The organism is Aeromonas sp. DNRA1, from assembly GCF_963888745.1.
Lineage (GTDB): Bacteria > Pseudomonadota > Gammaproteobacteria > Enterobacterales > Aeromonadaceae > Aeromonas > Aeromonas hydrophila.
In genome coordinates this window covers 154,161-178,843 of sequence record NZ_CAWPKQ010000003.1, presented here as the reverse complement: position 1 = coordinate 178,843, position 24,683 = coordinate 154,161, and the positions used below count along the sequence as shown (strand labels likewise).

Annotated in this window: 20 protein-coding genes; 9 read left to right on the top strand and 11 right to left on the bottom strand. The window is 61.5% G+C overall.

Annotation, left to right across the window (positions count from 1 at the left end; translation table 11 throughout):
* The first annotated feature begins 5 nt into the window (after nt 1–5).
* Both AACQ43_RS10880 and AACQ43_RS10875 read left to right on the top strand, forming a co-directional pair.
* On the top strand, nt 6–1,289 hold the full coding sequence (locus AACQ43_RS10880) for a hypothetical protein (protein ID WP_168967257.1): 1,284 nt from the start codon (nt 6–8) through the stop codon (nt 1,287–1,289).
* Nucleotides 1,290–1,340: 51 nt separating this feature from the next.
* The gene (locus AACQ43_RS10875) at nt 1,341–2,531 is read left to right on the top strand and encodes a Bcr/CflA family multidrug efflux MFS transporter (protein ID WP_017778872.1); all 1,191 of its coding nucleotides are present in this window, start codon (nt 1,341–1,343) and stop codon (nt 2,529–2,531) included.
* A 71-nt stretch (nt 2,532–2,602) separates the two neighbouring features.
* Here the strand turns inward: AACQ43_RS10875 and AACQ43_RS10870 are convergent, their stop codons facing one another.
* From AACQ43_RS10870 to AACQ43_RS10860, 3 genes are all read right to left on the bottom strand, one after another.
* Nucleotides 2,603–3,169: a pyridoxamine 5'-phosphate oxidase family protein gene (locus AACQ43_RS10870; protein WP_168967256.1), complete on the bottom strand. Its 567-nt coding sequence runs from the start codon at nt 3,167–3,169 to the stop codon at nt 2,603–2,605.
* A 25-nt stretch (nt 3,170–3,194) separates the two neighbouring features.
* Complete coding sequence (gene nhaD / locus AACQ43_RS10865; RefSeq protein WP_168967255.1) at nt 3,195–4,622, bottom strand: sodium:proton antiporter NhaD; 1,428 nt, start codon at nt 4,620–4,622, stop codon at nt 3,195–3,197.
* A gap of 154 nt (nt 4,623–4,776) precedes the next feature.
* Nucleotides 4,777–5,244, bottom strand: a complete 468-nt coding sequence (locus AACQ43_RS10860) for a DUF4357 domain-containing protein (protein ID WP_005302024.1) — start codon at nt 5,242–5,244, stop codon at nt 4,777–4,779.
* A gap of 175 nt (nt 5,245–5,419) precedes the next feature.
* Between AACQ43_RS10860 and AACQ43_RS10855 the strand changes: the two genes are divergently transcribed.
* From AACQ43_RS10855 to AACQ43_RS10845, 3 genes are all read left to right on the top strand, one after another.
* Nucleotides 5,420–6,100: an ABC transporter ATP-binding protein gene (locus AACQ43_RS10855; protein WP_168967254.1), complete on the top strand. Its 681-nt coding sequence runs from the start codon at nt 5,420–5,422 to the stop codon at nt 6,098–6,100.
* Nucleotides 6,101–6,121: 21 nt separating this feature from the next.
* Nucleotides 6,122–8,569, top strand: coding sequence for an FtsX-like permease family protein (locus AACQ43_RS10850; protein WP_168967253.1), 2,448 nt, complete (start codon nt 6,122–6,124; stop codon nt 8,567–8,569).
* A gap of 173 nt (nt 8,570–8,742) precedes the next feature.
* Complete coding sequence (locus tag AACQ43_RS10845) at nt 8,743–9,795, top strand: lipocalin-like domain-containing protein (RefSeq protein WP_168967609.1); 1,053 nt, start codon at nt 8,743–8,745, stop codon at nt 9,793–9,795.
* Between the two features lie 101 nt (nt 9,796–9,896).
* Here the strand turns inward: AACQ43_RS10845 and AACQ43_RS10840 are convergent, their stop codons facing one another.
* Nucleotides 9,897–10,841 (bottom strand): hypothetical protein, encoded by a 945-nt coding sequence (locus AACQ43_RS10840; protein ID WP_168967608.1) that lies wholly within the window; start codon nt 10,839–10,841, stop codon nt 9,897–9,899.
* A gap of 828 nt (nt 10,842–11,669) precedes the next feature.
* Here AACQ43_RS10840 and AACQ43_RS10835 point away from each other — a divergent pair.
* Together AACQ43_RS10835 and AACQ43_RS10830 are read left to right on the top strand one after the other, a co-directional pair.
* Complete coding sequence (locus AACQ43_RS10835; protein ID WP_168967252.1) at nt 11,670–13,382, top strand: AAA family ATPase; 1,713 nt, start codon at nt 11,670–11,672, stop codon at nt 13,380–13,382.
* A complete protein-coding gene (locus AACQ43_RS10830) occupies nt 13,372–14,232 on the top strand; it encodes a hypothetical protein (RefSeq protein ID WP_168967251.1) in 861 nt (286 codons plus the stop codon). Before AACQ43_RS10835 ends, AACQ43_RS10830 begins: the two co-directional genes overlap by 11 nt.
* Nucleotides 14,233–14,384: 152 nt before the next feature.
* Here the strand turns inward: AACQ43_RS10830 and AACQ43_RS10825 are convergent, their stop codons facing one another.
* Genes AACQ43_RS10825 through AACQ43_RS10805 form a run of 5 tightly spaced genes read right to left on the bottom strand, consistent with a single transcriptional unit; the run spans nt 14,385 to nt 21,754 of the window.
* Nucleotides 14,385–17,177, bottom strand: coding sequence for an FAD-binding and (Fe-S)-binding domain-containing protein (locus tag AACQ43_RS10825; RefSeq protein WP_168967250.1), 2,793 nt, complete (start codon nt 17,175–17,177; stop codon nt 14,385–14,387).
* Nucleotides 17,177–17,821, bottom strand: coding sequence for a LutC/YkgG family protein (locus AACQ43_RS10820; RefSeq protein WP_168967249.1), 645 nt, complete (start codon nt 17,819–17,821; stop codon nt 17,177–17,179). Before AACQ43_RS10820 ends, AACQ43_RS10825 begins: the two co-directional genes overlap by 1 nt.
* Before the next feature lies 1 nt (nt 17,822).
* Nucleotides 17,823–19,259, bottom strand: coding sequence for a LutB/LldF family L-lactate oxidation iron-sulfur protein (locus tag AACQ43_RS10815; protein WP_168967248.1), 1,437 nt, complete (start codon nt 19,257–19,259; stop codon nt 17,823–17,825).
* Nucleotides 19,252–20,043: a (Fe-S)-binding protein gene (locus tag AACQ43_RS10810; RefSeq protein WP_211162545.1), complete on the bottom strand. Its 792-nt coding sequence runs from the start codon at nt 20,041–20,043 to the stop codon at nt 19,252–19,254. The genes AACQ43_RS10815 and AACQ43_RS10810 overlap by 8 nt, the downstream gene beginning before the upstream one ends.
* A 13-nt stretch (nt 20,044–20,056) precedes the next feature.
* A complete protein-coding gene (locus AACQ43_RS10805) occupies nt 20,057–21,754 on the bottom strand; it encodes an L-lactate permease (RefSeq protein ID WP_168967247.1) in 1,698 nt (565 codons plus the stop codon).
* 60 nt (nt 21,755–21,814) lie between these two features.
* Here AACQ43_RS10805 and AACQ43_RS10800 point away from each other — a divergent pair, with 60 nt between their 5' ends.
* Complete coding sequence (locus tag AACQ43_RS10800; protein ID WP_017778861.1) at nt 21,815–22,792, top strand: LysR family transcriptional regulator; 978 nt, start codon at nt 21,815–21,817, stop codon at nt 22,790–22,792.
* Nucleotides 22,793–22,860: 68 nt separating this feature from the next.
* Complete coding sequence (locus AACQ43_RS10795) at nt 22,861–23,175, top strand: ribbon-helix-helix domain-containing protein (protein ID WP_026080093.1); 315 nt, start codon at nt 22,861–22,863, stop codon at nt 23,173–23,175.
* 72 nt (nt 23,176–23,247) lie between these two features.
* Here AACQ43_RS10795 and AACQ43_RS10790 read toward each other — a convergent pair whose 3' ends face one another.
* Entirely contained in the window at nt 23,248–23,643 is a 396-nt protein-coding gene (locus AACQ43_RS10790; RefSeq protein WP_168967246.1) for a VOC family protein, read from the bottom strand.
* 153 nt (nt 23,644–23,796) lie between these two features.
* Nucleotides 23,797–24,579: an alpha/beta fold hydrolase gene (locus AACQ43_RS10785; protein WP_168967245.1), complete on the bottom strand. Its 783-nt coding sequence runs from the start codon at nt 24,577–24,579 to the stop codon at nt 23,797–23,799.
* Between the last annotated feature and the right edge of the window lie 104 nt (nt 24,580–24,683).

The window sequence follows — 24,683 nt, the reverse complement described above, 5'->3', positions numbered from 1 at the left end:
CCTACTTGCTGATCCTTCTACAACTGGTCTGGCTTGGTTGGCTGCTGGCCTTCCCGGTGGCCCTCGATTCCGACGATGCCCTCAACTTCGCCCACGGGGTGGTGCGTTTCAGCGTGCTGGAGTTTTCCCCCCACTTTCCGGGCTACCCCGCCTTTATCTGGCTGGCGCGGCTGATCAATCTGGCGGTGGACGAACCGGCCCGCGCGGTGCAGTGGGCAAGCCTGTTGGGGAGCAGTTTGCTGGCGCCGCTCGCCGCCTCGCTGGCGGTCAAGTTGTGGCAACGGCCCAGCCTGCTGGCGCCGGTCTGGCTGCTGGTGCTGGCCCTGCCGCTCACCCCGACTCTGGCGCTCTCCGGCCTCTCTGACGGGCCGGCGCTGGCCGCCTGGCTCGGAGCTCTCCTGGCCTTGCAACAGCGCAAAATCGCGCTGGCGGGTCTGCTGCTGGGCCTGATGCTGGCGCTGCGCCCCTCCTACTTCGTGCTGGCCCTGCTGCCCCTTTGGCTGGGGATGGCGCAAAAGGGAATGCGCGTCAGGTTTATGCTCCCCATCACGCTGGTGGGGCTAGCCTGCCTGATGTTTGTCTGGCAGGCCGATGGCTGGGCCTATTTCAGCGAGGGGCGCCGCTTTACCGACGGTCACTTTACCTTGTGGGGCAACACGGCGGCGGCCCACGGCGATCGGCTGCTGAGCTGGGCGAAGACCTTCAACGAGCAGCTCACCCCACTCTGGCCCCTAGCTGTCGGGGGACTGCTGGTGCAGCCGCTGTGGCAACGATGCAAGGGCCATAGCGCCGCCCTCTCCCCGACCTGGTCCCTCTACTGGCTTGCCCTGCTGCTCTGGACCCTGTTTGGCCAGAATCCGGACAATCCCCGCCATCTGGCCCCCATCACCCTGCTCGGCCTTGTGCTGCTGGCGGGCATGCTGCCACGCCGGGGCGAGCTGGCGGCCATGCTGGGAGCCCTCGTGCTGCTGCTCTGCACCCTCACCCCGCCGGCGGCGCCAGCCATGACCCGGGCCGCCAGACTGGCCGAGCAGGCGTGCCCGGCGCTGGTGACCCAGTGGGGAGTGAGGCTGCTGCGCGAGACCACGGCCCTGCCCGTCACCGACGGCTGGTATCAGGGGGATGCACGCCTTGCATTGGCGCAAGGGGCCTGCCGGCTCAGCCGGCGTCCCCTCGACCCGGAGGATCTGCCCGCAGGTGGCCAGCGAGTCTGGTTTGCCCCCCGCTTTCACGCCGAGCCCGGCCTGTGGCTCGGCATACAGGATCACCCCCGTCACCAAAACTGGTAGACTGGATGTTTGTCACTCCCTGACTTCGCACTCATCAAGACTGGATAGCCTATGCCCCACGCCCCCCTCTCCCCCCGTTTTCTGTTCATCCTGCTCGGCGCCCTGGCAGGCCTCACGCCGCTCGCGGTGGACATGTACCTGCCCGCCATTCCGGCCATTGCCCGGGATCTGGCCACCAGCATCGACGGCGCCCAGCTCACCATCAGCGCCTTTCTGGGCGGCTTTGCCATCGGCCAGCTGTTCTACGGCCCGCTCGCCGACAGCTATGGCCGCAAACCGGTGATCCTGGCGGGGCTGGTGATGTTTGCCATCGCCTCGGTGGGCTGCGCCATGGCGGACTCCCTGCCCGAGCTGCTGGCCTACCGGATGTTGCAGGCAGCCGGCGGGGCGGCCGGCTCTGTGGTGGTCAATGCGCTGCTGCGCGACCTGTTCGAGAAGGAGGCCTTCTCCCGCGCCATGTCGTTCGTGATCCTGGTGATGACGCTCGCGCCCCTAGTGGCGCCGGTGGTGGGCGGCTACATCAGTGCCCACAGCGACTGGCGGGTGATCTTCTGGCTGCTGATGGGGATCAGCCTGCTCATCTGCCTGGTGATGCAGTGGAAAATTCAGGAGACCCTGAAGCCTGAGCACAAGCAACCCCTCAACCTGGGCCAGGTGCTGCGCAACTACTGGGGCGTGCTCTCCCATCGTGGCGCCATGGGTTACGTGCTGTGCGGCGCCCTGTCGAGCTCGGGCATGTTCGCCTTTATCAGCGCCTCCCCCTATGTCTACATCGAGTACTTCAAGGTGCCGACCGAGCACTATGGCTGGCTGTTCGGCCTCAACATCCTGCTGATGATGGTGGTCACCTTCGTCAACAGCCGGCTGGTGAAGGGGGTGGGCGCCGAGCGCATGCTGCAATATGGCCTGCTGGTGCTGCCCTGCGCCGGCGCCCTGCTTATCTACAACGCCTGGAGCCAGACCGGCGGCCTGTGGGGCATCGTCATTCCGGTGGTGCTGTTTGTCGGCCACATCAGCCTGGTGGGGGCCAACGCCATGACCGGCCTGATGGGTCACTTCCCGCAGTCCGCGGGCACCGCCTCGGCGCTGGCGGGCACCTTGCGCTTTGGCATCGGCGCCCTGGTGGGGGTGCTGGTCAACCTCAATCCCCCCGAATCGCCGCTGCCGATGGCCATCGCCATCGCCGGCTGCGGGTTTGGCTCGGCGCTCTGCTACTGGCTGCTCACCGGCAAGCGCGCCTGAGGGCCCCAAGAATGACCAAGCCCTGTCCATGGACAGGGCTTTTTTGTGTTCGCTTTCGTGTGCGCGGCCCCTCAGGGGTCCGGCGAGAGTCCGCTTCGCACCAGGATCTCGCTCTCCAGCCCATCCAGGCTCAGCTGATTCTTCTTGCGCCAGTAGGCTTCAATCCCCTCCCGGCCCTGGCACTCAGACCAGTTGGCGAGATCCTCCCTGTCCCCCTGGTACGCATACAGAGGCACCGACATGCCGCAGGAGGCCTGGACGCGCGCTATGTCCAGCAGGAAGATCTGGCGGGCCGCGACGCTTGGGGAGAAACGTGCCAAGGACGACGACCACTCAGGATCACTCCGGTGCAGCACCCGTGCCCGGCCATAGGCCCGCAGGATCAGCGGTGCCCCCTCGAAGGCGCAGAACATCACCGTCATGCGCGGGTGTTGCAGCACATGGGCCGCCGACTCGTTGCCGCTGCCGGTCAGGTTGAGCCAGGCCAGGGTGTGGGGGTCAATGACCCTCAGCGAGTCCCCGCCCTTGGGGGAGAGATTGACCGTCCCCTCTGCGGCCGCCGTGCCGACGAAGAAGATCTTCTGTGCCTCGATGAAGGCCACATGGCGCGGCGAGAGCGCCTCGAACAGTTGTCCCATCTTGTCTGTCTCTCCATGATCACGCTCAGAACAGGGCGCTGTTGAGCCACAGGTGCGCCCCTATGCCGACCATATAGCCAAGCAGAATGGCGGGCAACCACTTGAGGTGGCCAACGAAGGTGTACATGCCCCTCGCCTGCCCCATCAGGGCCACCCCGGCCGCCGAGCCGATGGAGAGCAAACTGCCCCCCACGCCGGTGGTCAGGGTCACCAGCAACCATTGCCCCGAGCTCATCTGCGGCACCATGGAGAGGACCCCGTACATCACAGGGATGTTGTCGATAAGGGCGGAGAGCAGGCCGATGGCCACGTTGGCCAGGGTCGGATCCCCCTGGTAGAGCAGCTGGGAGGCGAGCGCCAGATAGCCCATGAAGCCAAGCCCGCCGACGCACATCACCACCCCGTAGAAGAAGAGCAGGGTGTCCCACTCCGCCTTGGCTATCTTGTTGAACACGTCGAACGGCACCATGGAGCCCAGGCGCAGCAGCCGGGCCTCGTCGCCGGTGCGCGCGTACAGCGCCCGCTCGCGGGCCAGGGTAACGGGCTGCGTCTTGCGCAGGTAGAAGCCGAAGAACTGCAAATAGCCGAGCCCCATCATCATGCCGAGCACGGGGGGCAGAGCCAGGAAGTGATGGCAGGCGACCGCGGTCACTATGGTGAGCAGGAAGAGCAGCACTATGGTGAAGGCCCCGCGTCTGAGCACCACCCGCTCATGGCTCATGGTGGGGGCATGGCGCGGCACCATCAGGCTCATCAGGGTGGCCGGCACCAGGAAGTTGAGCAGGGCGGGCACGAACAGCAGCAGAAACTGCTCGAAGGGCACCTGGCCTGCCTGCCACACCATCAGGGTGGTGATGTCGCCAAAGGGGCTGAAGGCGCCGCCCGCATTGGCCGCCACCACGATATTGATGCAGGCCAGGTTGATGAAGCGGCGCTCCCCGTTGGCCACATGGAGCACGACGGTGCACATCAAGAGCGCCGTGGTGAGGTTGTCCACCACCGGGGAGATGAAGAAGGCGAGGATCCCCGTCAGCCAGAACAGGGAGCGCAGGCTGAGCCTGGTGCGTACCAGGCGGGCGCGCAGGGCGTCGAACAGCAGCCTGTCCTCCATGGCGTTGACATAGGTCATGGCCACCAGCAAGAAGAGCATCAGCTCGGCGTACGCCAGCAGCGTCTGGCGAAATCCCGCCACCGCCAGCGGGCTCTGCCCCTGTCCGGCATAGACGATACCGATGACGATCCAGATGATGCCGGCCGCCACCAGCACGGGCTTGGACTTGCGCAGTTTCAGGTACTCTTCCGCCATCACCAGGGCATAGGCCAGGGCGAAGATGGCCAGAGCAAAGAGGCCGGCGCCGGTGTGCGTCATGGGCAGAGGGCCGCCGTCGGCGAGCGCGGGGGCGCAGAAGAGGCCGAGGATGGCCGAAGAAAACAGACGTGCAGATCCAGACATGGGGCCCCTCTCTTGGAAACCGTCTGGTTTTGAGGCTGGCAGTGGACAGGGAGGTCACCCCCTGCCCTCTCCCTGCTCGCGCCAGGCCCGGGTGGGCGAACGCTTGCATCAGGGGCGCAAGATCAGGCGGCGCGCCTTGCCCCTGCCATCAGGGTTATTTCTTGCCAAACCCCGAGCGTTTGAGTGTGTAGCCGGCACTGTTCTGCCAGGCATCCAGCCCGCTTCGGTTGTTGCCCGCCACCAGGCTCGCGGCCAGGCTCGGGCTGTTGAACAGCTGATCGGCGGTAAAGACGAAGCCCCCTTCGCTGCGCGGGGCCAGGATCCCCTTGCCCAGCAGCTCCTGGCGCAGTTCGATCACCGCCTCGCGCAGGGAAGCCGCATCCTCGCCGTTGGCGGTGGAGCCCGCCAGCACCATGAAGCCGGGGTTCTGCCGCTTGCCCACCGGATAACCGTGCGCCTCGGCTCCCTTGCCGTTGAAGTGGTAGAGCTCGCGCTCGCCCGGCTTGTTGTCGGAGAGCGCCTTTTGCAGGGTCATCAGCTCGTTGTAAATCTCGATGGGGACCACGGCAGCCTGCTTGGCGCCCTTGCTGTCGACGATAAAACTGACTTGCTTGTGTAACATCCTTGCGCATCCTGTGACCCATGGAGGCCCCTATTCTAACCACCACAGGCGAGCGGGATCCAGCCAGGATCCTCACCTCTTTTGCAGCCTTGATCACTAACTGGCATAGTGGCACTCACCCTGAGGCGAGCCGAGGGCACGTAATGAAAGCCATTGGCCATCAACCGGTTATCCCATGCTGAATCTGCGCAATCTCGGCAAGAGCTTCGATAACGGCAGCGAACGGCTGCCGCTGTTTCACCACCTTGATCTGACCCTGGCGGCCGGCGAGATCACCCTGCTGCTTGGGCAGAGCGGCTGCGGCAAGTCGACCCTGCTCAACCTCATCGCCGGCCTCCTCCCCCCGGATGAGGGGGAGATCTGGCTGGGGGAGACCCGCCTCGACAACCAGTCGCCGGACGAGCGGGCCCGCCTGCGTGGCCGCCATTTCGGCATCGTCTATCAGGACTTCAACCTGCTGCCGACCCTGACCGTGGCCGAGAACCTCGCCCTGCCCCTTGCCATCAACCAGCTTGCCCGCGATGAGACACGCATCGACGGCCTGCTGGAGCGCCTCGATCTCGCCCACAAGCGCCACGCCTGGCCGGAGCAGCTCTCCGGCGGCCAGCGTCAGCGGGTGGCGCTGGCCCGCGCCCTCATTCACCAGCCGAAGTGGCTACTCGCCGACGAGCCCACCGGGAGTCTCGATGAACACAACGCCGAGCAGGTGATGGCGCTGATGATGACGGCGGTGCGGGGCACCGGCGCCGGCCTCTTGCTGGTGAGCCACAACCCCGCCTATGGCGCCCTGGCAGATCGGGTGCTGCGCCTCGAAGGGGGCCAGCTGGTCGAGCTCAAGGGGCGCCGCCATGACTGACGCCCACCACGGAGGGCTGTGATGTTGCCGCTGCCGCTCAAGGCGCTGCTGCGCCTCTATCGCGCTCATCCCTGGCTGCTGTTGATGAGCCTGGTCGGGCTCACCCTGGGGGTCTCTTTGGTGGTGGCCATCGAGCTCTTGAACCACAGCGCCCGCACCAACTTCGTCGCCGCCCGCAGCCAGCTGGCGGGGGAAGCGAACTACCGGCTGGCGCCGGACGGCGGGCTGGACGAGCAGATCTATGTGACGCTGGTGCGCAGCCAGCCGAACCTCGACGCCATGCCCCAGCTGCACGGCTGGCTGCAAGATGAACAGGGGCGCAGTTTTCAGCTGCTGGGGATGGATCTGTTCAACCCCGGCCCCTTGCGCCGGCTGTTTGGCGCCGCGCCGGACAAAGAGCCCACCTTCTCCCTCACCCGCGCCGACAGCATCTGGCTGGCAGCCCCCGAAGCCAAGCGCCTTGGCTGGCAAACGGGCCAGAGCCGCCGCTTCGTGCTGGGTGGCGGTGAAGGGGCGCCACCCCGCCCGCTGACCCTCACCCTGGCCGGCACCTTCGAACCCGGCGCCGTGCCCATGGAGCGGCTGCTGGTGACGGACATCGGCCTCGCCCAGCCGCTGCTGGGCAAGGAAGGGCGGCTCGATCGCATCGTCTTCAAGCTCAGCGAGGGTGAGGCCAATACCTTGCAAAGAGCCTTGCAGGCGGCCCTGCAATCCTATGCCCCCCATCAGCCCCTCTGGCTTGAGCCCATCAGCCCGGCCCTCGATGCCAGCCAGCTCGGCGATGCGCTGGCGCTGAACCTCACGGCGCTCTCCCTGCTCGCCATGGCGGTAGGATTGTTTTTGGTGTTCAACGCCCAGCGCTTCGTGCAGAGCGTGCGCCGCCACCAGCTGGCCCAGCTCATCATCCTCGGCATGCCGCCGCGCCGGCTGCTGCGCTGGCTGACCCTGGAGATCCTGATCCTCGCCAGCATCGGCACCCTGCTCGGGCTGCTGCTGGGAAGCCTGCTGGCCCTGGCCCTGATGGGGCAGCTCACCCAGGCGCTGGCCGACCTTTATGGCCCCAACCCCATCGACCTGCTGCGCCTCTCCCCCGCCAGCCTTGGCAAGGCGCTGGTGATTGGCTTGGCTGGCACCCTTGCCGCCAACCTGCCCGGCTGGTGGCAACTGCTGCGCCAATCCCCACTAGAGCTGCGAGAGGGCAACAGCCGCCCGCCGGCTCATCCCTGGCAACGTCGAGGGCTCGCCATCGTCATCCTGCTGCTCTGCGCGCTCTGTCTGTGGCGGCCAGAAACCGGGCTGGGCGGCGCCCTCTTCGTGGCCGGCGGCTGGCTGCTGGCCATGGCGCTCGCCCTGCCCGATGTGCTGCGCGCCGTGCTGGGCCGGCTGCGCCGACGCGAGCGCGGCTCCCTCAGCGCCCGGCTCGGGGTGGCCGAAACCCTCTATCACCTGGATCGCACCGCCATCGCGGTGATGGCGCTGCAACTGGCCATCGCCGCAGCCATCGGCATCGGGGTCATGGTGTCGAGCTTTCGCTCGAGCGTGGAGATCTGGCTCGGCCAGCGCCTGGCCGCCGATCTCTACGTCACCGCCCCCAAGGGGGTGGCCGGCAGCAAGGGCGCCCTGAGCGAGCAGACCCTCAACACCATCCTCGCCGCGCCGGACGTGCGCGCCGCCTCGCGCCGCTCGGTGCACCCGGCCCGCTGGCAGGGGCAGCCCATCGAGTGGGCGCAGATGGACTTTATCCCCGAGCTCAAAGCCGCCTATCCGCTGCTGGCCGGGCGCTGGCCCGCCGCTCCCGACGAGGTGCTGGCGAGCGAACCGCTGACGGTACGCCTCGGGGTCAAGGTGGGGCAGCGCCTCGAGGTGAGCGGCGAGCAGGGGCCACGCACCTTCACCGTCACCGGCGTCTATCAGGATTACGGCAGCGACAAGGGGCAGATACTGCACGCCTTCGAAGGGGGCAAGGTACAATCCCTGGCCCTCTTCAGCCCGCACGTTGATCGCCTCGCCGATCGCCTGCGGGCCCAGTTTGGCGAGCGGGTGAACCTGTTGCCCGCCCCCGCCATCCATACCGCCGCCCTCAGGGTGTTCGATCAGACCTTCGTGGTGACCGAGCTATTGAAGTTGCTGATCCTGGGGATCGCTTTCGTCGGCATCGGCTCGGCCTTCATGGTGCTGGGGCTGGCCCGGCGCGGCGAGTTGCAGACCCTGCAAAGCCTTGGCTTGAGCCCGCGCCACTGCCGCCGGTTGCTGGTGTGGCAGGGGGCGGGCCTCGGGCTGCTCACCGCGCTGCTGGCCCTGCCGGTGGGCTATGGCCTTGCCTGGGTGCTGATCGAGGTGGTCAACCCCCGCGCCTTCGGCTGGCGGCTGGCCTTCGAGGCCGCCCCCTTGCACGCCGTCACGGCGCTCCTGCTCGCCCCTGTCTGTGGCGCGCTTGCATCCTGGTACGCCGCAAGGAGAGTGGTATGAAATATTGGTTAGCGCACTGGCTCAGCCATGGCTTGACGTTCCCATTGACTACATATCTGCCACCGCCCTTGATTCAGCGCAGAGAAGCGCACAGAGCTGCCGCGAACCATCCCCTCTCCCTTCGGGAGAGAGCCAGGGTGAGGGGAATCTTGTCCTCTTGGCTCGCAACCCTCTTGATCCCGCTTGTTGCCATAAGCGGCAACGCGCAGGCCAGCGATCTGGGCGCCATCCTTGGTGGCGGCAGCGATCACTTCAAAAAGGCCCTGCCGGGCCAGTCCATCCGTCTGCCCACGGATCACGCTGCCCACCCCGACTACCGATCCGAGTGGTGGTATCTCACCGGCAACCTCAAAGACGAGCAGGGGCGCGGCTACGGCATGCAGTGGACCCTGTTTCGTCAGGGTATCGAGCAGGAGATAACATCCGACAACCCCTGGCTCACCCCCCAGCTCTGGCTGGCCCAGTTCGCCATCACGGATTTGAGCAAAGGCAGCCACCAGCAGGACGAGCGCACCAGCCGCCAGGGGCCAGGGCTCGCCGGTGCCGGCGGCGGTCAGTATTGGCTGAAAGAGTGGGTGCTGGCCTCTCAAGGGGAATCGCTCTTTCCCGCCACCCTCAAGGTGCAGAGCAAGGCGGGAGATCTTGATGTGAAGGTGAGCGCCGCCAAGCCGGCGGTGCTGCAGGGCAAACAGGGTTACAGCGAGAAGAGCCCGGGCAACGCCTCCTTCTACTACTCCTACCCGCGCCTGACCATCAGCGGCACCTTGACCCTGGATGGGGAGACCCGCAACGTCAGCGGTGAGGGGTGGTTTGATCACGAGTGGAGCAGCTCGGTATTGGCCGAGTGGCAATCGGGCTGGGACTGGTTTTCGCTGCAATTTGACGATAGCCGCGAGCTGATGCTGTTTCGCCTGCGCACCAAGACAGGCCGCGCCAATTCCGAAAACAAGCCGGAGAACCGCTATGGCATCCTGATTGAACGGGACGGCAGCAGCCGGGTGCTGGATCCTGAGCAGATCCGCCTCACCCCCGGCAAGACCTGGCGCGGCCCCAAGGGGCAAGCCTACCCCATCGAGTGGCAGCTTAAGGCCGGGGATCTCAACCTCCGTATTCAGGCTCGACAGCCTAATCAGGCCATGACGGGACGCTTTGACTACTGGGAGGGGGCGGTGTCCGTCTCGGGAGACGCCAAGGGCGTCGGTTATCTGGAGATGACCGGCTACTAAGCCTTGCCCCTTGCTTGTCTCTGGTGACAGCCCACACGGCATCAAAAACCCCGGCCAGGCCGGGGTAACAACGCAGTGCTGGGCGGGATATCAAGACGGGATCAGGGCTGCTTGTCGCCCACCATCATCAGACCATGCTGTTCGGGGAAGCCCACCACCAGGGTCGTCTTGCGGGTATCCGGCATCTCGAATGCGGCGACGTAGGCCGTTGCCCCCTCTTTGGCCTTGGCCAGGCCCAGCATCCACTTGTTCTCAAGCGGGCTGAGATCGCTTGATGCCTTGAAGCTGCACTTGCCAAACCCGCTCAGGTTAAGCTTGCTGAGCCCCTTGCCAGACTCTGCACTGCCCTTGCCGGTCAGGGTACAGCCCGCCTTGGGAAATTCGATCTCCAGGGTCAGGGCGCCGCCATTGTTGGTACTGCGGATCAGCCCCACCATGGCATCGCCAAAGCCGGCGTCCTCTGCCACCCGCCAGCTGTCGCTGGTGATCGTCCGGGCGGCGAGCTTGCTCACGGCAAGGTGGCCGCTCCAGTCGCGATAAAGGGCGGTACTCTGATCCGGATCCCGGAACTGGGTGCCGGTACGGCTGAAGTCAAAGGTCCAGCGCTTGACCTCCTTGCCAGCCAGATCGGTTACCGCTTTGTCTTGAAAGCTGATGAGGTTGTGGTCGTTGCTCTGGGCATCGAGCCGCTTGCCCCGCACCGAGGTGCGCTCCAGCAGCACTGGATAGATGCCCTCCTTGTTCTCCTTCTGGGCCGCCTGCCCCATCCATTGCGAAGAGGTAATCGACTTGCCGTCGTTCTCGACCCAGACGCCCCAGCGCTGCTCGCCATCCCCCTTGGGATAGACCAGCGCCAATCCCTCCACTCCCTTGATCATCTTGAGCGGCCCCTGATCGCCATCGCGGCTGAGCAGGTTTGCCTCATAGACGCCGGCATCGGGCAACGGCAGCGGCGCGCGCTTGGCGATGCTGTTGGCCGCCTTCTCGCTGTCGCAGGCGGACAGGGCGGCGGTGCAGGCGATGGCCAGCATGGCCTTGTGGTGCATTCTCATGACTCTTGTTCCTTGCAATTGCTTTGCTATGTGAGGTGCATTCAATCGCCGCTGAATTTACTGGAGGAAGGGTTCGCCGGTCGACGCAAGATCTGTAACCAGCTGTTACAAGGCATTGATGAGCAAGAGATAACACATGACTTGGTTGACCGGGCGGTGCAGCAACAAGAAGAGAAGCCATCTCCCCTCTCCCGTTTCTCTCGACCGTTCCGCGTCAAAATCTGACCGCCATCAAGATTTCATTCAAATCCCACGGATCCGCTGTGTTTTTACTCAACAGGAACGGTCGACCTTTGATAGGCTACTCATCCGGCCCTCATAGCCCCAAAGGCAACCAAGCTCAGCCCATGTTTGATCAACGTCCAATCTGGTTAAAAGCAGCGCTCGGGGAGCTGTAACCCCGTGCGGTAGCTATTTTTTATTATGAGACAATATAAGTGCTAGTAAGCATTGATAGTTAAAAGATTGGAAAATGCTATATATTTACACAGAATAGCTCATATTAGATTACATATAAAAATCATACAGCTATATAATAAATCCTTTTTTGATTCCTTGAGGTTTATTGCATAACGAATCACTTTTATTTTATATCATCACACTCCCCTTCAACAGAAAAGACCTTAAAAACTCCACACTAACTATTTTGTACACAGGTACATTATCACAAGCACTTTGAATATAAATAAAACCGAACCTTCAGATCCGCCTCACAAATAAATCAAGAATAGCTATCGGCACGTTGCATTTCCAGATTATTAAGGTGCCGTTATTATAATACGCTCAAAATAGTATTATCGCGTTATTTAAAAGGAATTGAGCATGAAAGTTTTTTATCATAAAGGAAGTAATTGGCGAGCAATTCCACCAAAACTTCCATCTGAAGACACTATGCTATCTCTTTCATTCAACAATTGGGATGACTATGGGATAAGCACTACCCTCAATGCTATCTTATACATTGATGGTAATAGTTTTTTAGAATTTAGCCTTAAAGTATTGATCGAAAATGACAATTACTCACCAAAAAAGTTAAACGAACTTTGTGAAAATGGATGGGATGGTTTTTTCCCTATTCCAAACCTGAATTACGTGTCGGTTCCAAGTGACATTGATTTTTATGAAATCCTTATTGCAAAGATAGGAATGGATGCAGCTAAAGATATCCTTGTTCTTATAAGAGATGCTGGCTATTTAAAATATGTTTTAAAAGATAAAAATGCTATCCAGTTGATTGAGCATGACGACTTTTCCGTATCACCTCTCAGAGAAGCGGGAGCTAGGAAAGCTTATGAAGATGGCTGGAAGCTATTTAATGAAGAGGTTTCAAACATTAATGACTTTACGCTTAACAGTATAAGACGAGATGGTGTGGTTGAGCCAATACACTTCAAATTCAATTCTGACCTTCTCCCTTATGATATTAATGTTCTTATTGGTGAAAATGGCATAGGTAAATCATATACATTAAAATCCTTAGTTGAATACTGGTTAGGTGTAGAGCAAGGGAGTAAGATTGCACTTGATAAATTACAGCACGAACCTTTTGATCATTATCCAAACATTTCTAAATTAATTCTTATATCTTATAGCCCATTTGAAGAATTCACTATTGATCTATCCGGGACCAATTTGAAAGATAAAGATGCTTATAGATATTTTGGTTTTCGCAGGATAATTGAGGATGTAGGTGGAAATAAGAGAATAGGTATTAGTAGAAATCTACCGGCAAGTGATTCAGTATCTTCAATATTGAAGTCTCTACATGATGATTTTAAATTTGGTTTGTTGCCTAACTGGACATGTAAATTCGAAACTATATTATCAGTCTTAATGTCGGCAATTGAATTTGATTTCATTGCATTTGAAATAGTTGATGATTTTTCTCTACTCAATCAGATTAATGATTTCTCGGAATTCCTATTTGGTGAAAATAATAAACTCCTTAAAATAAATGGTCGTGTAATTCAGAAGGCAAGTGAATGGGACATTCATTTAGAAGAATGCATTAAGTTTGAATCCGGTGCTATTTTCATTAAAGAAAACAAAGCCGTTGAAATAAGTTCCGGCCAAAGATTATTCTGTTATATTGTAGTGAATGTGGTCGGACAAATAAGGAAGGATAGTTTAGTTGTTATTGATGAACCTGAGCTTTTTTTACATCCAACATTAGAAATAGAGTTTATTTGCCTGCTCAAAAAAGTTCTAAAAGCTTTTACTTCTAAAGCTATTTTAGCCACTCACTCTTTAGCTATCACAAGAGAGGTTCCAGCTAAATGCGTACATGTATACCGAAAGCGAAATGATAAAATAGAAATCGAACACCCACCCTTTGAAACATTTGGTGGTGATATGCAGAGAATTTCATCTTATGTTTTTGGCGATAACTCCATCACTAAACCGTTCGATAACTGGATTAATGAACAACTGGAAATCTACGACGACCCTCAGGATATAATTGACAGGCTTGGAGAAGAGCTAAATGAAGAAATGTTGATAAAGCTTCTCAACTCAAGGAAGTCCAATGGTATCTAAAATAAAACTTCCCGAAGAAAATTCTATCGAGATATTGAAGGGAGTATTGAGTGAAAGGCAAAAACATAGACCTTTCTACAATAGGATTGAAAATGATCTGATAACACAAGCACAAAACTTTATAGAGCATCACGGAAATCCCGCAATGCTAACTCCTCTTAACTTGAGTCACTATACAGACTCCGAAGAAGAGGCTATTCAGCGAAAGAAATCCCTTATTGGCCTATACAAACCTACATTTGAAAAATTACCATTCCATCAACTGGAAGCTATGCGAAAGCATAATGGATTGGTTGTTTGCCCTAGCTGTGGAGAACCAGGAAGACCCAGGACTCTAGACCATTACCTCCCAAAAGATGTATTTCCTGAATTGTCAGTTTTATTACTTAACCTGACGCCAATGTGTGACTGGTGTCAAGGTGAAAAACTAACGGAGTATATCACTGAGGATGGGGAAAAGAGGTACATACACCCATATTTTGATGATGTGGACAGACCTTTATTCTCGATAGAATTCACTCCTCCATATGCCACACCATCAATAGAGGTTTCTGTTAAAGAGGATTTGCCTGAAGAACTTCAATTATTAGTGAAACATCACTTGGAGGGCATTGACTTCCTAACTCGCTTCAAAGAGTACTTTAAGACAAGATATATAAGTATCCTGCGGAGAGCAAATAACTGCCGACAACCTGGCATGCAGAATTTTCGAACGACCTTAACTCTTTTTTTGGAAATGGAACAAGAAAAATCTATCAACTCATGGGATTCTGTACTATATCGTTCTATTCTAGAAAATGATGAGATAATGGAATACCTAGAGAATGGACCATTACCAGCTAACATATAGAACACTCAACAATAATAAGTAACATAGTAAAGCTCAGTATTCAGATACATTTACTTTTTGACTTTTAAATTCAGCTGTGAGCGTGTGTTAAAATTAAAACCATAAAACTTTCCCCAACAACCCCGACAGAATTTACTCTGCCGGGGTTTTGTTTATTGTGCCGCCTGATCCACCAGATAGAGGATGCTGTGATAGGGAATGCCGGCGTGCTGGCTGAGCCCCATCTCGCAGGTACGGCTGTTGCTGAATCCCTGACGGCAATCCCTGGGGACCTGGGCGGGCAGGCTAGCGAGCGCGGCAGCGTTAAGCTCCGGGGTCATCAGCCCCTTGTCGCCGGCAAAGCCGCAGCACTGGATATGCTCAGGGATTATCACCTCACGGGCGCAGGCGCGGGCCACCGCCAGCATCTTATCCCCCAGCCCCATGCGCCGGCTGCTGCAGGTGATATGGAGCATCACTGTCTCATCGATAGGGGTCAGCTCAAGGTGGGGCAGCAGGTGTTCCAGCACAAAGGCGGAGGGCTCGAACACCCGCAGGTCCTTGCCAAGCGCCCCCGAGAGCAGCCGCTGCACGCAGGGGCTGGTGTCGAGCAGCACGGGCCAACGCCCCTGCTCGCTTGCCTGCCACAGCGCCGCCGCCAGCTCAGTACGCTTGGCGGTAGCCACCTCGACCATCCCCTTGCTGTCATAGGGCATGCCGCAGCAGAGCCCCTCGATGCCTTGCGGCACTATCACCCGGCAACCCGCTTTATTGAGCAGGGATAGCACCACGTCCGGCAGTGACGGGGCCTCCTCCTGCTGGCCGAATACCCGGCTGGCGCACGACGGCAGATAAACCACGGAGCGCTCGCGCGAACCGTCATTGCTCCCCTCCCCTTGGGGCCACTGGTAGCGACTTGGCCCCGGCAGGGTCGGCAGCCAGGCCGGTGTGCGCTGGCCGCTCAGATGGCGAACCCCGTTCACCAATCCGGCCAGCGCCTTGTCTCCCAACAGCTTGCCGGCAATCCTTTTGAGGCCGAGGGCCCCGCGAGCCGTGCGGGTGACGCCGGCGAAGTGATCGGCGCTCCAGCGGGCGATGGGCACGAAGCGCTGATATTTGTCAGTGCGCAGCTTCTTGATGAGCGCTCCGGTGTTGATGCCCACCGGGCAGCGATCGGCGCAGAGCCCGGTGGCGGCGCAGGTGTCGATGCCCTGATAGTCAAACAGCCGGCTCAGCTGATTGGAGGGCTCATCGGCACGATTACGGCGGGCCAGTTCGCGATAGAGCACGATGCGCTGGCGCGGTGAGAGCGACAGGGTACGCGAGGGGCAAACCGCCTCGCAAAAGCCGCACTCGATGCACGGATCCACGATGGCATCGCTCGCCGGCATGGGCTTGAGGTGGGCCAGGTGGGCCTTGGGGTCGTCATTGATGATGACGCCGGGATTGAGCAGGCCGTCGGGGTCCAGCAGCGCCTTGATGCGGCGCATCAGCGCCATCCCCTCCGGCCCCCATTCGAGCTCCACATAGGGGGCCATGTTGCGGCCGGTGCCGTGCTCGGCCTTGAGGGACCCGCCAAAACGCACCGCGACCAGCTCGGCCACCGCATTCATAAAGGCGCCGTAGCGGGCCACCTGGGCCGGATCGTCAAAGCCCTGGGTAAAGACGAAGTGCAGGTTCCCCTCCAGCGCGTGGCCAAAGATGATGGCTTCACCGTATTCGAAGCGATCGAACAGTTGCTGCAGCCCCGCCACCCCTTCGGCCAGGCGCTCGATGGGAAAGGCGACATCCTCGATGATGACGGTGGTGCCGGTGGTGCGCACCGCCCCCACCGCCGGGAAGAGTCCCTTGCGAATGGCCCAGAGGCCGGCGCTGTCGACGGTAAAAGGCACAGAGGCGACCTGAGCGAACTCGGCGGCCATGGCCATCACCTGCTCGCAGCGATCGGCCAGCTCTTCCTTCGATTCCCCATGCACCTCGACGAGCAGGGCGCAGGCAGCCAGGTCCAGCGTCTTGATAAAGTCCGGCAGGCCGGGCTTGCCCGCCACCGAGCGAAGGGATCGTCCATCCATCAGCTCCACCGCCGCCACCGGCGCAGCTTTAAGGCGCGAGGTGGCCAGACACGCCTGCTCGGCGTCCCGAAACACCAGCAGGGCCGAGGCCTTGTGGGGGTATTCGGGCACGGTGTCGAGCACCACCTCGGCGATAAAGCCGAGAGTCCCCTCCGAGCCGATCATCAGGTGGGTGAGGATATCGATGGGGTCCTCATGGTCGAGCAGGGCATTGATGGCGTAGCCGGTGGTGTTCTTGAGCCGGTACTTGTGGCGAATTTTTGCGACAAGCTCGGCGTTCGCCAACACCTCGGCACGCAGGGCGGCGAGCCCCGTGAGCAGCTCCGGGCGCACAGCCGCAAAGGCGGCGCGGCTGTGGGGATCGCCACTGTCCAGCACGGTGCCATCGGCCAGCAGCAGGGTCATGGCGTGCAATGTGTGGTAGCTGTTGTGGGCGGTGCCGCAGCACATGCCGCTCGAGTTGTTGGCGGCGATGCCGCCAAGCTTGCAGGCGTTGATGGAGGCGGGATCCGGCCCAATCTTGCGCCCCAGCGGCGCCAGATAGCGGTTGGCATCGACGCCGATCACCCCGGGTTGCAGGGCGATGCGTGCGCCCTCGTCCAGAATGCGGTGGCCGCGCCAGCTGTCGGTCAGGGTGATGAGCACCGAATCGCTCAGGGCCTGGCCCGAGAGGCTGGTACCGGCGGCGCGAAAGGTGCACGGCAGGCCCAATTCGCGGCACACCGACAGCACAAAGCGCACTTCATCGAGGGAGTCGAGGCGCACGATGCGCTCGGGCACCAAGCGGTAGAAGCTGGCGTCCGTGCCGTGGGCCAGCCGAAGATCCGGGTCGCTCACCAGCCGCTCCGGCGGGATGCGCGAGAGCACGGCGGCGTCAAACTGGTTCCAGGGCATCAACAATCCTCCACCAGCACCACCAGCAGGCGGCTCGGGCCGTGGGCGCCGTAGGCCAGGGTCTGCTGGATGTCGGCGGTCTTGGAGGGGCCGGAGACCAGCAGCAGATTGGTGGGCATGGCCTGCTGCCAGCGCCCGGCCGCCACCAGCCCCGCCAGGTTGTCGGCGATGGTGGAGGCCGCCAGCAGGGCGATATGGCAGGGGGGCACCAGGGATAGGGTGCGTGGCTCACCGTTATCCGGCAGCAACACCAGGGTGCCTGTATCGGCAATGGCGCCCGCGCAGTGGGTAATGCCCGCCTGACAGGCATCAAACAGATCGTCTTTCCAGCTTGCGAACTCGCCAGAGGGGGTCAACACAGATCGCCCAGCGCAGGCGGCCGCAACCGCCGCCTGCCAGCGGCCCCCCTGGCCACAAGCCAGACTCGTCACGCCTTCTTCATCCAGCCAGGCGGCCAGATCCTGGGCCAGGGTTTCCTCCTTGACGGTGAGGATCTCGGCATGGCTGGCGCTGATCCCGGCAACAAAGCGCTCACGCCGCGCCTGTTCATCTTCCCCGCGCCAGGGCTGCCAGCCATGGGAGGCGTGGGCAAGGGGGGTGGCGGCGCCGCGCAGGCGACTTAATATGGCCTCTTTGCTCGACATCTCAGGACTCCTTCTTCTTCTGGCGCAGCAGGGCGTGCAGGCTCTGGGGGGCGGGTTTGGGGGCCTCGCGGCACTGGGTCCAGGGGCCCAGGTGTTTGGGCATCAAGCCCCACAGACGACCGGCCACCCCGGTCGCGGCGTGATAGAGGCGCGGGTGGGTGGCGGCAAAGGCAAAGCCCTGCATGGCAAACGTCTCGAGCCGGCTCCTGGCCGCCCCCTGCCCCGCCAGCGGCGCGTGGCCAGGCATAGCGTCGTGTTTGGCCTCCCGGCGCAGGCGCTGCAACAGGTCGGGAATGGGGATGCGCACCGGGCACACCTCGCCGCAGGCGCCGCACAGACTCGATGCGGTCACCAGATCGCTCGTGCTTTCCAGCCCCAGCAGATGGGGGGAGATGATCTTGCCAATGGGCCCCGGGTAGATGGTGCCGTAGGCGTGGCCGCCGATGCGGGTGTAGACCGGGCAGTGGTTCATGCAGGCGCCGCAGCGGATGCACTGCAAGGTCTTGCGCAGCTCTTCGTCCCGGTAAGCCTGGCTGCGGCCGTTGTCCAGCAGCACCAGGTGTACCTCGTCCGGGCCGTCCAGCTCCCCTGCCCGGCGCGGGCCGCTGATGACGTTGAAGTAGGTGGTGATGGCCTGACCGGTGGCCGAGCGGGTCAGGGCGCTGTAAAGGGGCGGCACATCGGATAAAAACTCCACCACCTTCTCGATGCCGGTGATGGCCACGTGCACTTTCGGCACAGTAGTGCACATGCGCCCGTTGCCCTCGTTCTCCACCAGACACAGGCTGCCGGTTTCGGCCACCGCGAAATTGACGCCGGAGAGCCCCATGCCGGCGCGGCGAAACTCTTCGCGCAAGGCCCGCCGCCCGGTCTGGATCAGGGCGTCCACGTCGGTGGTGGGGGTGAAATCCGCCAGGTTGCCGGCGAAGGTGTCGCTCACCTCCTGCTTGTTCTTGTGGATGGCGGGCATGATGATGTGGGACGGGGTGTCGCCGTCGAGCTGGACGATAAACTCCCCCATGTCGCTCTCAAGGCAGCGGATGCCGTGGCGCGCCATCTCGTGGTTGAAGCCTACCTCCTCGCTCACCATGGACTTGCCCTTGACGATGCTGCTCACCCCATGTTGCTGGGCGATGCGAAGGATGATGGCGTTGGCCTCAGCCGGCGTCTGGGCCCAGTGCACCCGGATGCCATTGCGCTCGCAGTTGGTTTCGAGCTGCACCAAAAGATCGGGCAGGCGCGAGAGACAACGCTGGCGAATTTGCTCCGCCGCATCGCGCACCGATTCTTCTTCGGCCGGGTCTGCGAAGGCGTCGCGGCGCTTGGCGCGCAGATAATCCATGGCGCCGCGAAAATTCTGGCGCAGCACGGGGTCGGCCAGGGCCGCCTCGGCCTGGGGATGGAAGCGGCGCGGCGAATACTTGGCGTGCTCACTCATGATGGGCCTCCTGTTTTGGCTCTTGTAAGCACTGAACCACCGGCTCGCTGTGGGCGAGCAGGAAGCTGGCCAGGTGCATGGCGGGCAGTGTCTTGCCCTGATAGGCCAGGGATCCCTTGATGTTCAAGAGACACCCCCAGTCGGCGCTCACCAGGGTGTCCGCGCCGGTGGCCAGCAGGTGGCGGGTCTTGTCTTCGACCATGGCCTGGCTGATGTGGGGGTGGCGCACCGAGAAGGTGCCGCCAAAGCCGCAGCACTCGCTCTCGTAGGCCTGTTCATGCAAGGTGACCCCATCGAGCTGGCACAGCAGGGCGCGGGCCCGGCTGTGTACCTGCATCTCGCGCCGGGCCGAGCAGGAGGTGTGCATGACGATGTTCGCCCTCCCCACCCCGTGCCAGCGCACCCGGCAGACCTGGGCCAGAAACTCAGTGAGCTCGAACACCCGCTCGCAAAACGCCGCCACCTCGCGGCTTTCGGGAAAGAGGCGGCGGTAGTGATGGTGCATCATGCCGCCGCAGGAGCCCGACAGCACTACCACCGGCCAGGGCTCGGGGAAGAGTGCCATCTGGCTTTGCGCCACCTGGCGCGCCTCCTCTTCATGGCCCGAGGTGTAGGCCGGCTGCCCGCAGCAGGTCTGTTTCTCGACAAAGTGCACCCTTATCCCTTCCCGCTCGAGCAGGGCGATGGCATCGAGCCCCGCCACCGGGTCGAACAGGTCCACCAGACAGGTGGCGTAGAGATAGACATCGGCCGGCTTGGCCGGATAGACCCGCATTACCTTCATCACTTGCTCTCCTTTACTTCAACTGCAGCAGGACATCCGAGATGTGGAAGCTGTACATGAGCACCAGCCCGATAAGACCGGTGGCCAGCAGGTAGTAGAGGGTCGGCAGCGCGGTTTTGCGCAGCGTCGCCCCCTCACGGCCGAGCAGCCCCACGGTGGCCGACGCCGCCACCACGTTGTGAATGGCAATCATGTTGCCGGCCGCCGCCCCCACTGCCTGCAGCGCCAGCATGGCGGCGGTGGAGACCCCCAGGGTCTGCGCCACTTCAAACTGGAACTGGCTGAACATCATGTTCGACACCGTGTTGGAGCCGGCGATAAAGGCCCCCAGCGCGCCGATAGTGGCGCTCAGGGCCGGGAAGAACTCCCCCACCAGCCCGGCGGCAAAATTGGCCGTGGTCACCGGCATGCTGGCGAGATCCGCCCCGTTGACGCCGGAGTTGATGAAGATGCGCACCATGGGCACGGTGAAGATCAGCACGAAGCCGGCGCCGATCAGGGTGCGGCTGGACTCCCCCAGCGCCCGCCCGAAGGGGGCGAGGGAGCGCGATTGCAGCAAGGTGGCGAGCAGGGCGCAGAGCACCAGCAGCCCCCCCGGCAGGTAGAGCGGCTCAATGGAGGCGCTGACCCCCTTCTCCCCCAAGAGGTCTGTGAAGGCGAGGCTCACCGACAGGAGGCTGGCCTTGAATGCCGGGCTCACTCGGCTGGCCACCAGCAAGAGGGCCAGCACCACATAGGGTAGCCAGGCCAGCAGCAGCGACATGGGGCGGGCGACGGCCTCTTTGAGATCGAGCTTGAGGGAGCCCAACCACTCGGCGGGCCACTCCTGCTCGGGGGCGAAATCCCAGCTGGTTTTTGGCACCAGAAAACCGGCCCGCGCCGCCGTCACCACCAGGGCCAGCCCCACCAGGCCACCGATGAGGGACGGGAACTCGGGGCCAAGCAGCATGCCGGTGAGGGCATAGGGCACGGTGAAGGCGAGCCCGGCGAAAATCGCGAATGGCAGGATGGCGAGCCCCTCGGTCCAGCTGCGGTGGCGGCCGAAGAAGCGGGTCAGCATCATCACCATCAGCACCGGCATCAGGGTGCCGACCACGGCGTGAATGAGGGCCACGTTGGTGGTCACCTGCTGCAGGTAGACCTCCCAGCTGCTGCCGCCGGCGCTCAGGGTCTGGCCGATGGCCTGGCTGTCGAGCCCCTTGTTGATCCCCACCAGAATGGGGGTCCCCACCGCACCGAACGACACCGGGGTGGACTGGATCATCATGCCGAGCAGCACCGCGGCCAGCGCCGGAAAGCCGATGGCCACCAGCAGGGGTGCCGCGATGGCGGCCGGGGTGCCAAAACCGGAGGCCCCTTCGATAAAGGCGCCGAAGCACCAGGCGATGATGATGGCCTGGATGCGCCGGTCCGGCGAGATGTTGGTGAAACCGCCGCGAATGGCGCTGATGGCGCCGGTGTGTTTCAGGGTGTTGAGCATCAGGATGGCGCCGAACACGATCCAGAGCACGGTCACCGTGATGATGAGCCCCTGCAGGCTGGAGGCGAGCACCCGGGTCGGGCTCATCTGCCAGCCCCACAGGGCGATGAATACGGTCAGGATAAAGGCGATGGGCATGGCGCGCTTGGCGGGCCAGTTGAGGCCGACCAGCAGCACGGCGGCCACCACGATCGGCGAGAAGGCCACCAGGGCCAACAGGGTATCTGTCATCATTGCGTCCTTGTCCGAGCGGTGCAGAGGCGCACCTTGTTGTTGTTTTGTTAAGCGGACGTGACCTTACCCTGTTCTTTTTTCGCGATATATGGAAATAATGAACAACATTCGTTCCAAAAATCGATCAATATGGCCAGTACCGACGACCTCATTCTCTTCGCCCAGGTGGTGGAGGCCGGCTCCTTCAGCAAGGTGGCCGAGCAAAATTCCCTGACAAATTCAGTGGTTAGCAAGCGTATCGGGCGTCTTGAAGAGGAGCTCGGGGTGCAGCTGCTCTATCGCACCACCCGCCGGCTCACCCTGAGCGAGGCGGGCAAGGAGCTCTATCAGGGTGCCAAAAATGTGAAGGCCGCCGCACTGGACGCCTTCGATGCGGTGGCAGGATTCGGTGAAAAGGTGAGCGGTCATGTGCGGATGTCGGTGCCCACCATTTCGGGGGAGCTGCTGCTGGCCGACGCCGTGGCCGATTTTTGCCAGCAGCACCCCGGGCTCACGGTGGAGATGTCGCTGGACAACCGCTTCGTCAATCTGGTGGAAGAGGGGTTCGATCTGGTCATTCGCACCGGCTATCTGGATGATTCGAGCCTGATTGCCCGCCACATCCTCGACTCCCAGTGGGTGATCTGCGCCGCCCCCGCCTACGTGCGCCGCTTCGGGGCGCCGCGCGAGCCGTCAGACTTGCTCACCCACAACTGCCTGCGCTACGCCTACCAGAGCACAGGGGCCTCGGAGTGGGCCTTCAAGGGGGAACAGGGGGACTATCTGCTGTCGGTGTCGGGGAGCTTTTGCACCGACAACGCGGGGGCCCTGCGCAAGGCGGCGCTGGGGGGGCGCGGCATCGTCTATGTGCCGCGCTGCCTCGTCTATCACGACCTGATGAACGGGGATCTGGTGGACTTGTTTCCGGACCGGGTGGGCAAGAAGCTCGGCATCTACGCCGTCTACCCCTTCACCCGCCAGCCGCCGCGCAAGATAAGGCTGCTGATCGAGCACATCCGCCAGCGCTACCTCGATATCGCTCACTACTTCGGCTGACGGGGGATGGCGGTCATCCTAGGCCCAAACGGGGGGCTTTTTTGACCCAGGCGGCAGAGTTGCCTACCATGGCCCTCCCCTTTACCGCTCAGGACCAGCCCATGTGCACCGTCTTCTCCGGCCAGGATCCCACTCACTACGCCTGCACTACCCGCTCGGTGCGGATCTGCGGCCACAGCACCAGCATCCGGCTGGAAAACAAATTCTGGACCATCCTGGAGCAGCTCTGTCAGGCCCAGGGGCGCTCCATGGGGCTGTTTCTCTCCGAGCTCTATCAGGAGGCGCTCGGCAACGGCATGGAGATGAGCAACTTTGCCTCCCTGCTGCGCTGCTCCTGCCTGGTCCATCTGGAAACGAGACAGGAGCAGAACGTCGCCGCCTGAGGGACGCAGCTCCCTTATGAAAAAAGGGCCGCAGCACCAGGCTGCGGCCCCTTCCTATTCCACGCTTCAAGCTCAGGCGAAACGGCCGGCCCGCTCGATGAACTCGATCTGATAACCGTCGGGGTCAGTCAAAAAGAACAGCCGGGCCAGCAGGGTGCCCCCATGGTGCATCGCCTTGACCGGCGCAGGGGCCAGACCCAGCGCCGTCAGGCGCTGATGCGCCGCCTCGATGTCTTCCACCGTCACCGCCAGATGGCCATAGCCGTTGCCGTGGCGGTAGGGCTCGGCCTGGCCCTGGTTGTGAGTCAATTCGAGTTCGAAACCACTCTGGTCATTGGCGAGGTAGGTAAGGGAAAAACCGTCGAAGGGGAAGTGATCCCGCACCGCCAGCTCGAGGGCCTCGCGGTAGAAACGCACGGATCTATCCAGGTCGCGAACCCGGATCATGCTGTGAACGAGTTTGATCATAGGGACTCCTTGGTGATGGGAGTCACAGGGTAACCAAGGGCTCAGCCGGCCGGGTAGTAGTGGACTAGCACCCGGCGATTGCCGGCCAAAACCTGACATGACCTCGCAGGCTCAAGCCACCAGGGCCGCATCAAATCGGCGGCTGGCGCCAGCTCAGCCGGGCTGGGCGGTGAGAAAGGCCAGCGACTGGCGGTTGAAGTGCTCGGGCTGCTCCACGTTGCAGACGTGGCCGCAGCCGTCGATGATCTCGAGCCGGCTGTAGGGATCGCGCGCCACCTGTTCGCGCACCGGCGCCAGGAACATGTGATCTTCCTCCCCCATCACATAGAGGGTCGGAATGGGCAGGGCCCGCTCCTTGAAGTAGCGCATCAGGGGGTTCACCTCGGTGGCGAGACGAAACCAGCGCTTGAACTCTTTTTGGCACAATTTGCGCGCCTCGCGCACGAACAGGTTGCGCGACTCCTGATGGTGCTGGCGCGGCATGATGATGAAGGCAAATAGCCGGTAGAGCCACATGTAAGGCAGGATATGCTGGCCGAGGCGGCCGAGCTGCACCAGCACCCGTGAGCGGATGTCGAGCCGCAAAATGGCGCCGCCCAGCACCATGCTCTTGACCCGCTCGGGACAAAGCTCCGCCAGATGGCGAATGAGGATGGTGCCAAGGGAGATGCCGACGAAGTGGGCGCGGCGAATGTTGAGGTGATCGAGCAGTTGCAGGATATCCTCGGTCACCGCCCGAAAGCTGTAGTGGCCCTTGATCACCTGCTGCAGCTTGTGGGACTGACCGTGACCACGCAGGTCCAGCAACAGCACGTTGAAGTGTTCGCGATAGGCGCGCAGCTGCTTGAACCAGATGGAGGAGCTGCCGCCCGCCCCGTGCACGAATACTACCCAATCCCGCTCGGGACCCAGCTCGAAGGTCTTGTGATACAGCATCTTGCGACTCCCTCATCGACGGCATTGGGGTATAGTAGACGCGCATCTTAGCAGATTTTTTCACCCGACTAATACGTTTGCACCGCAAGCGGCGAGGAACATGA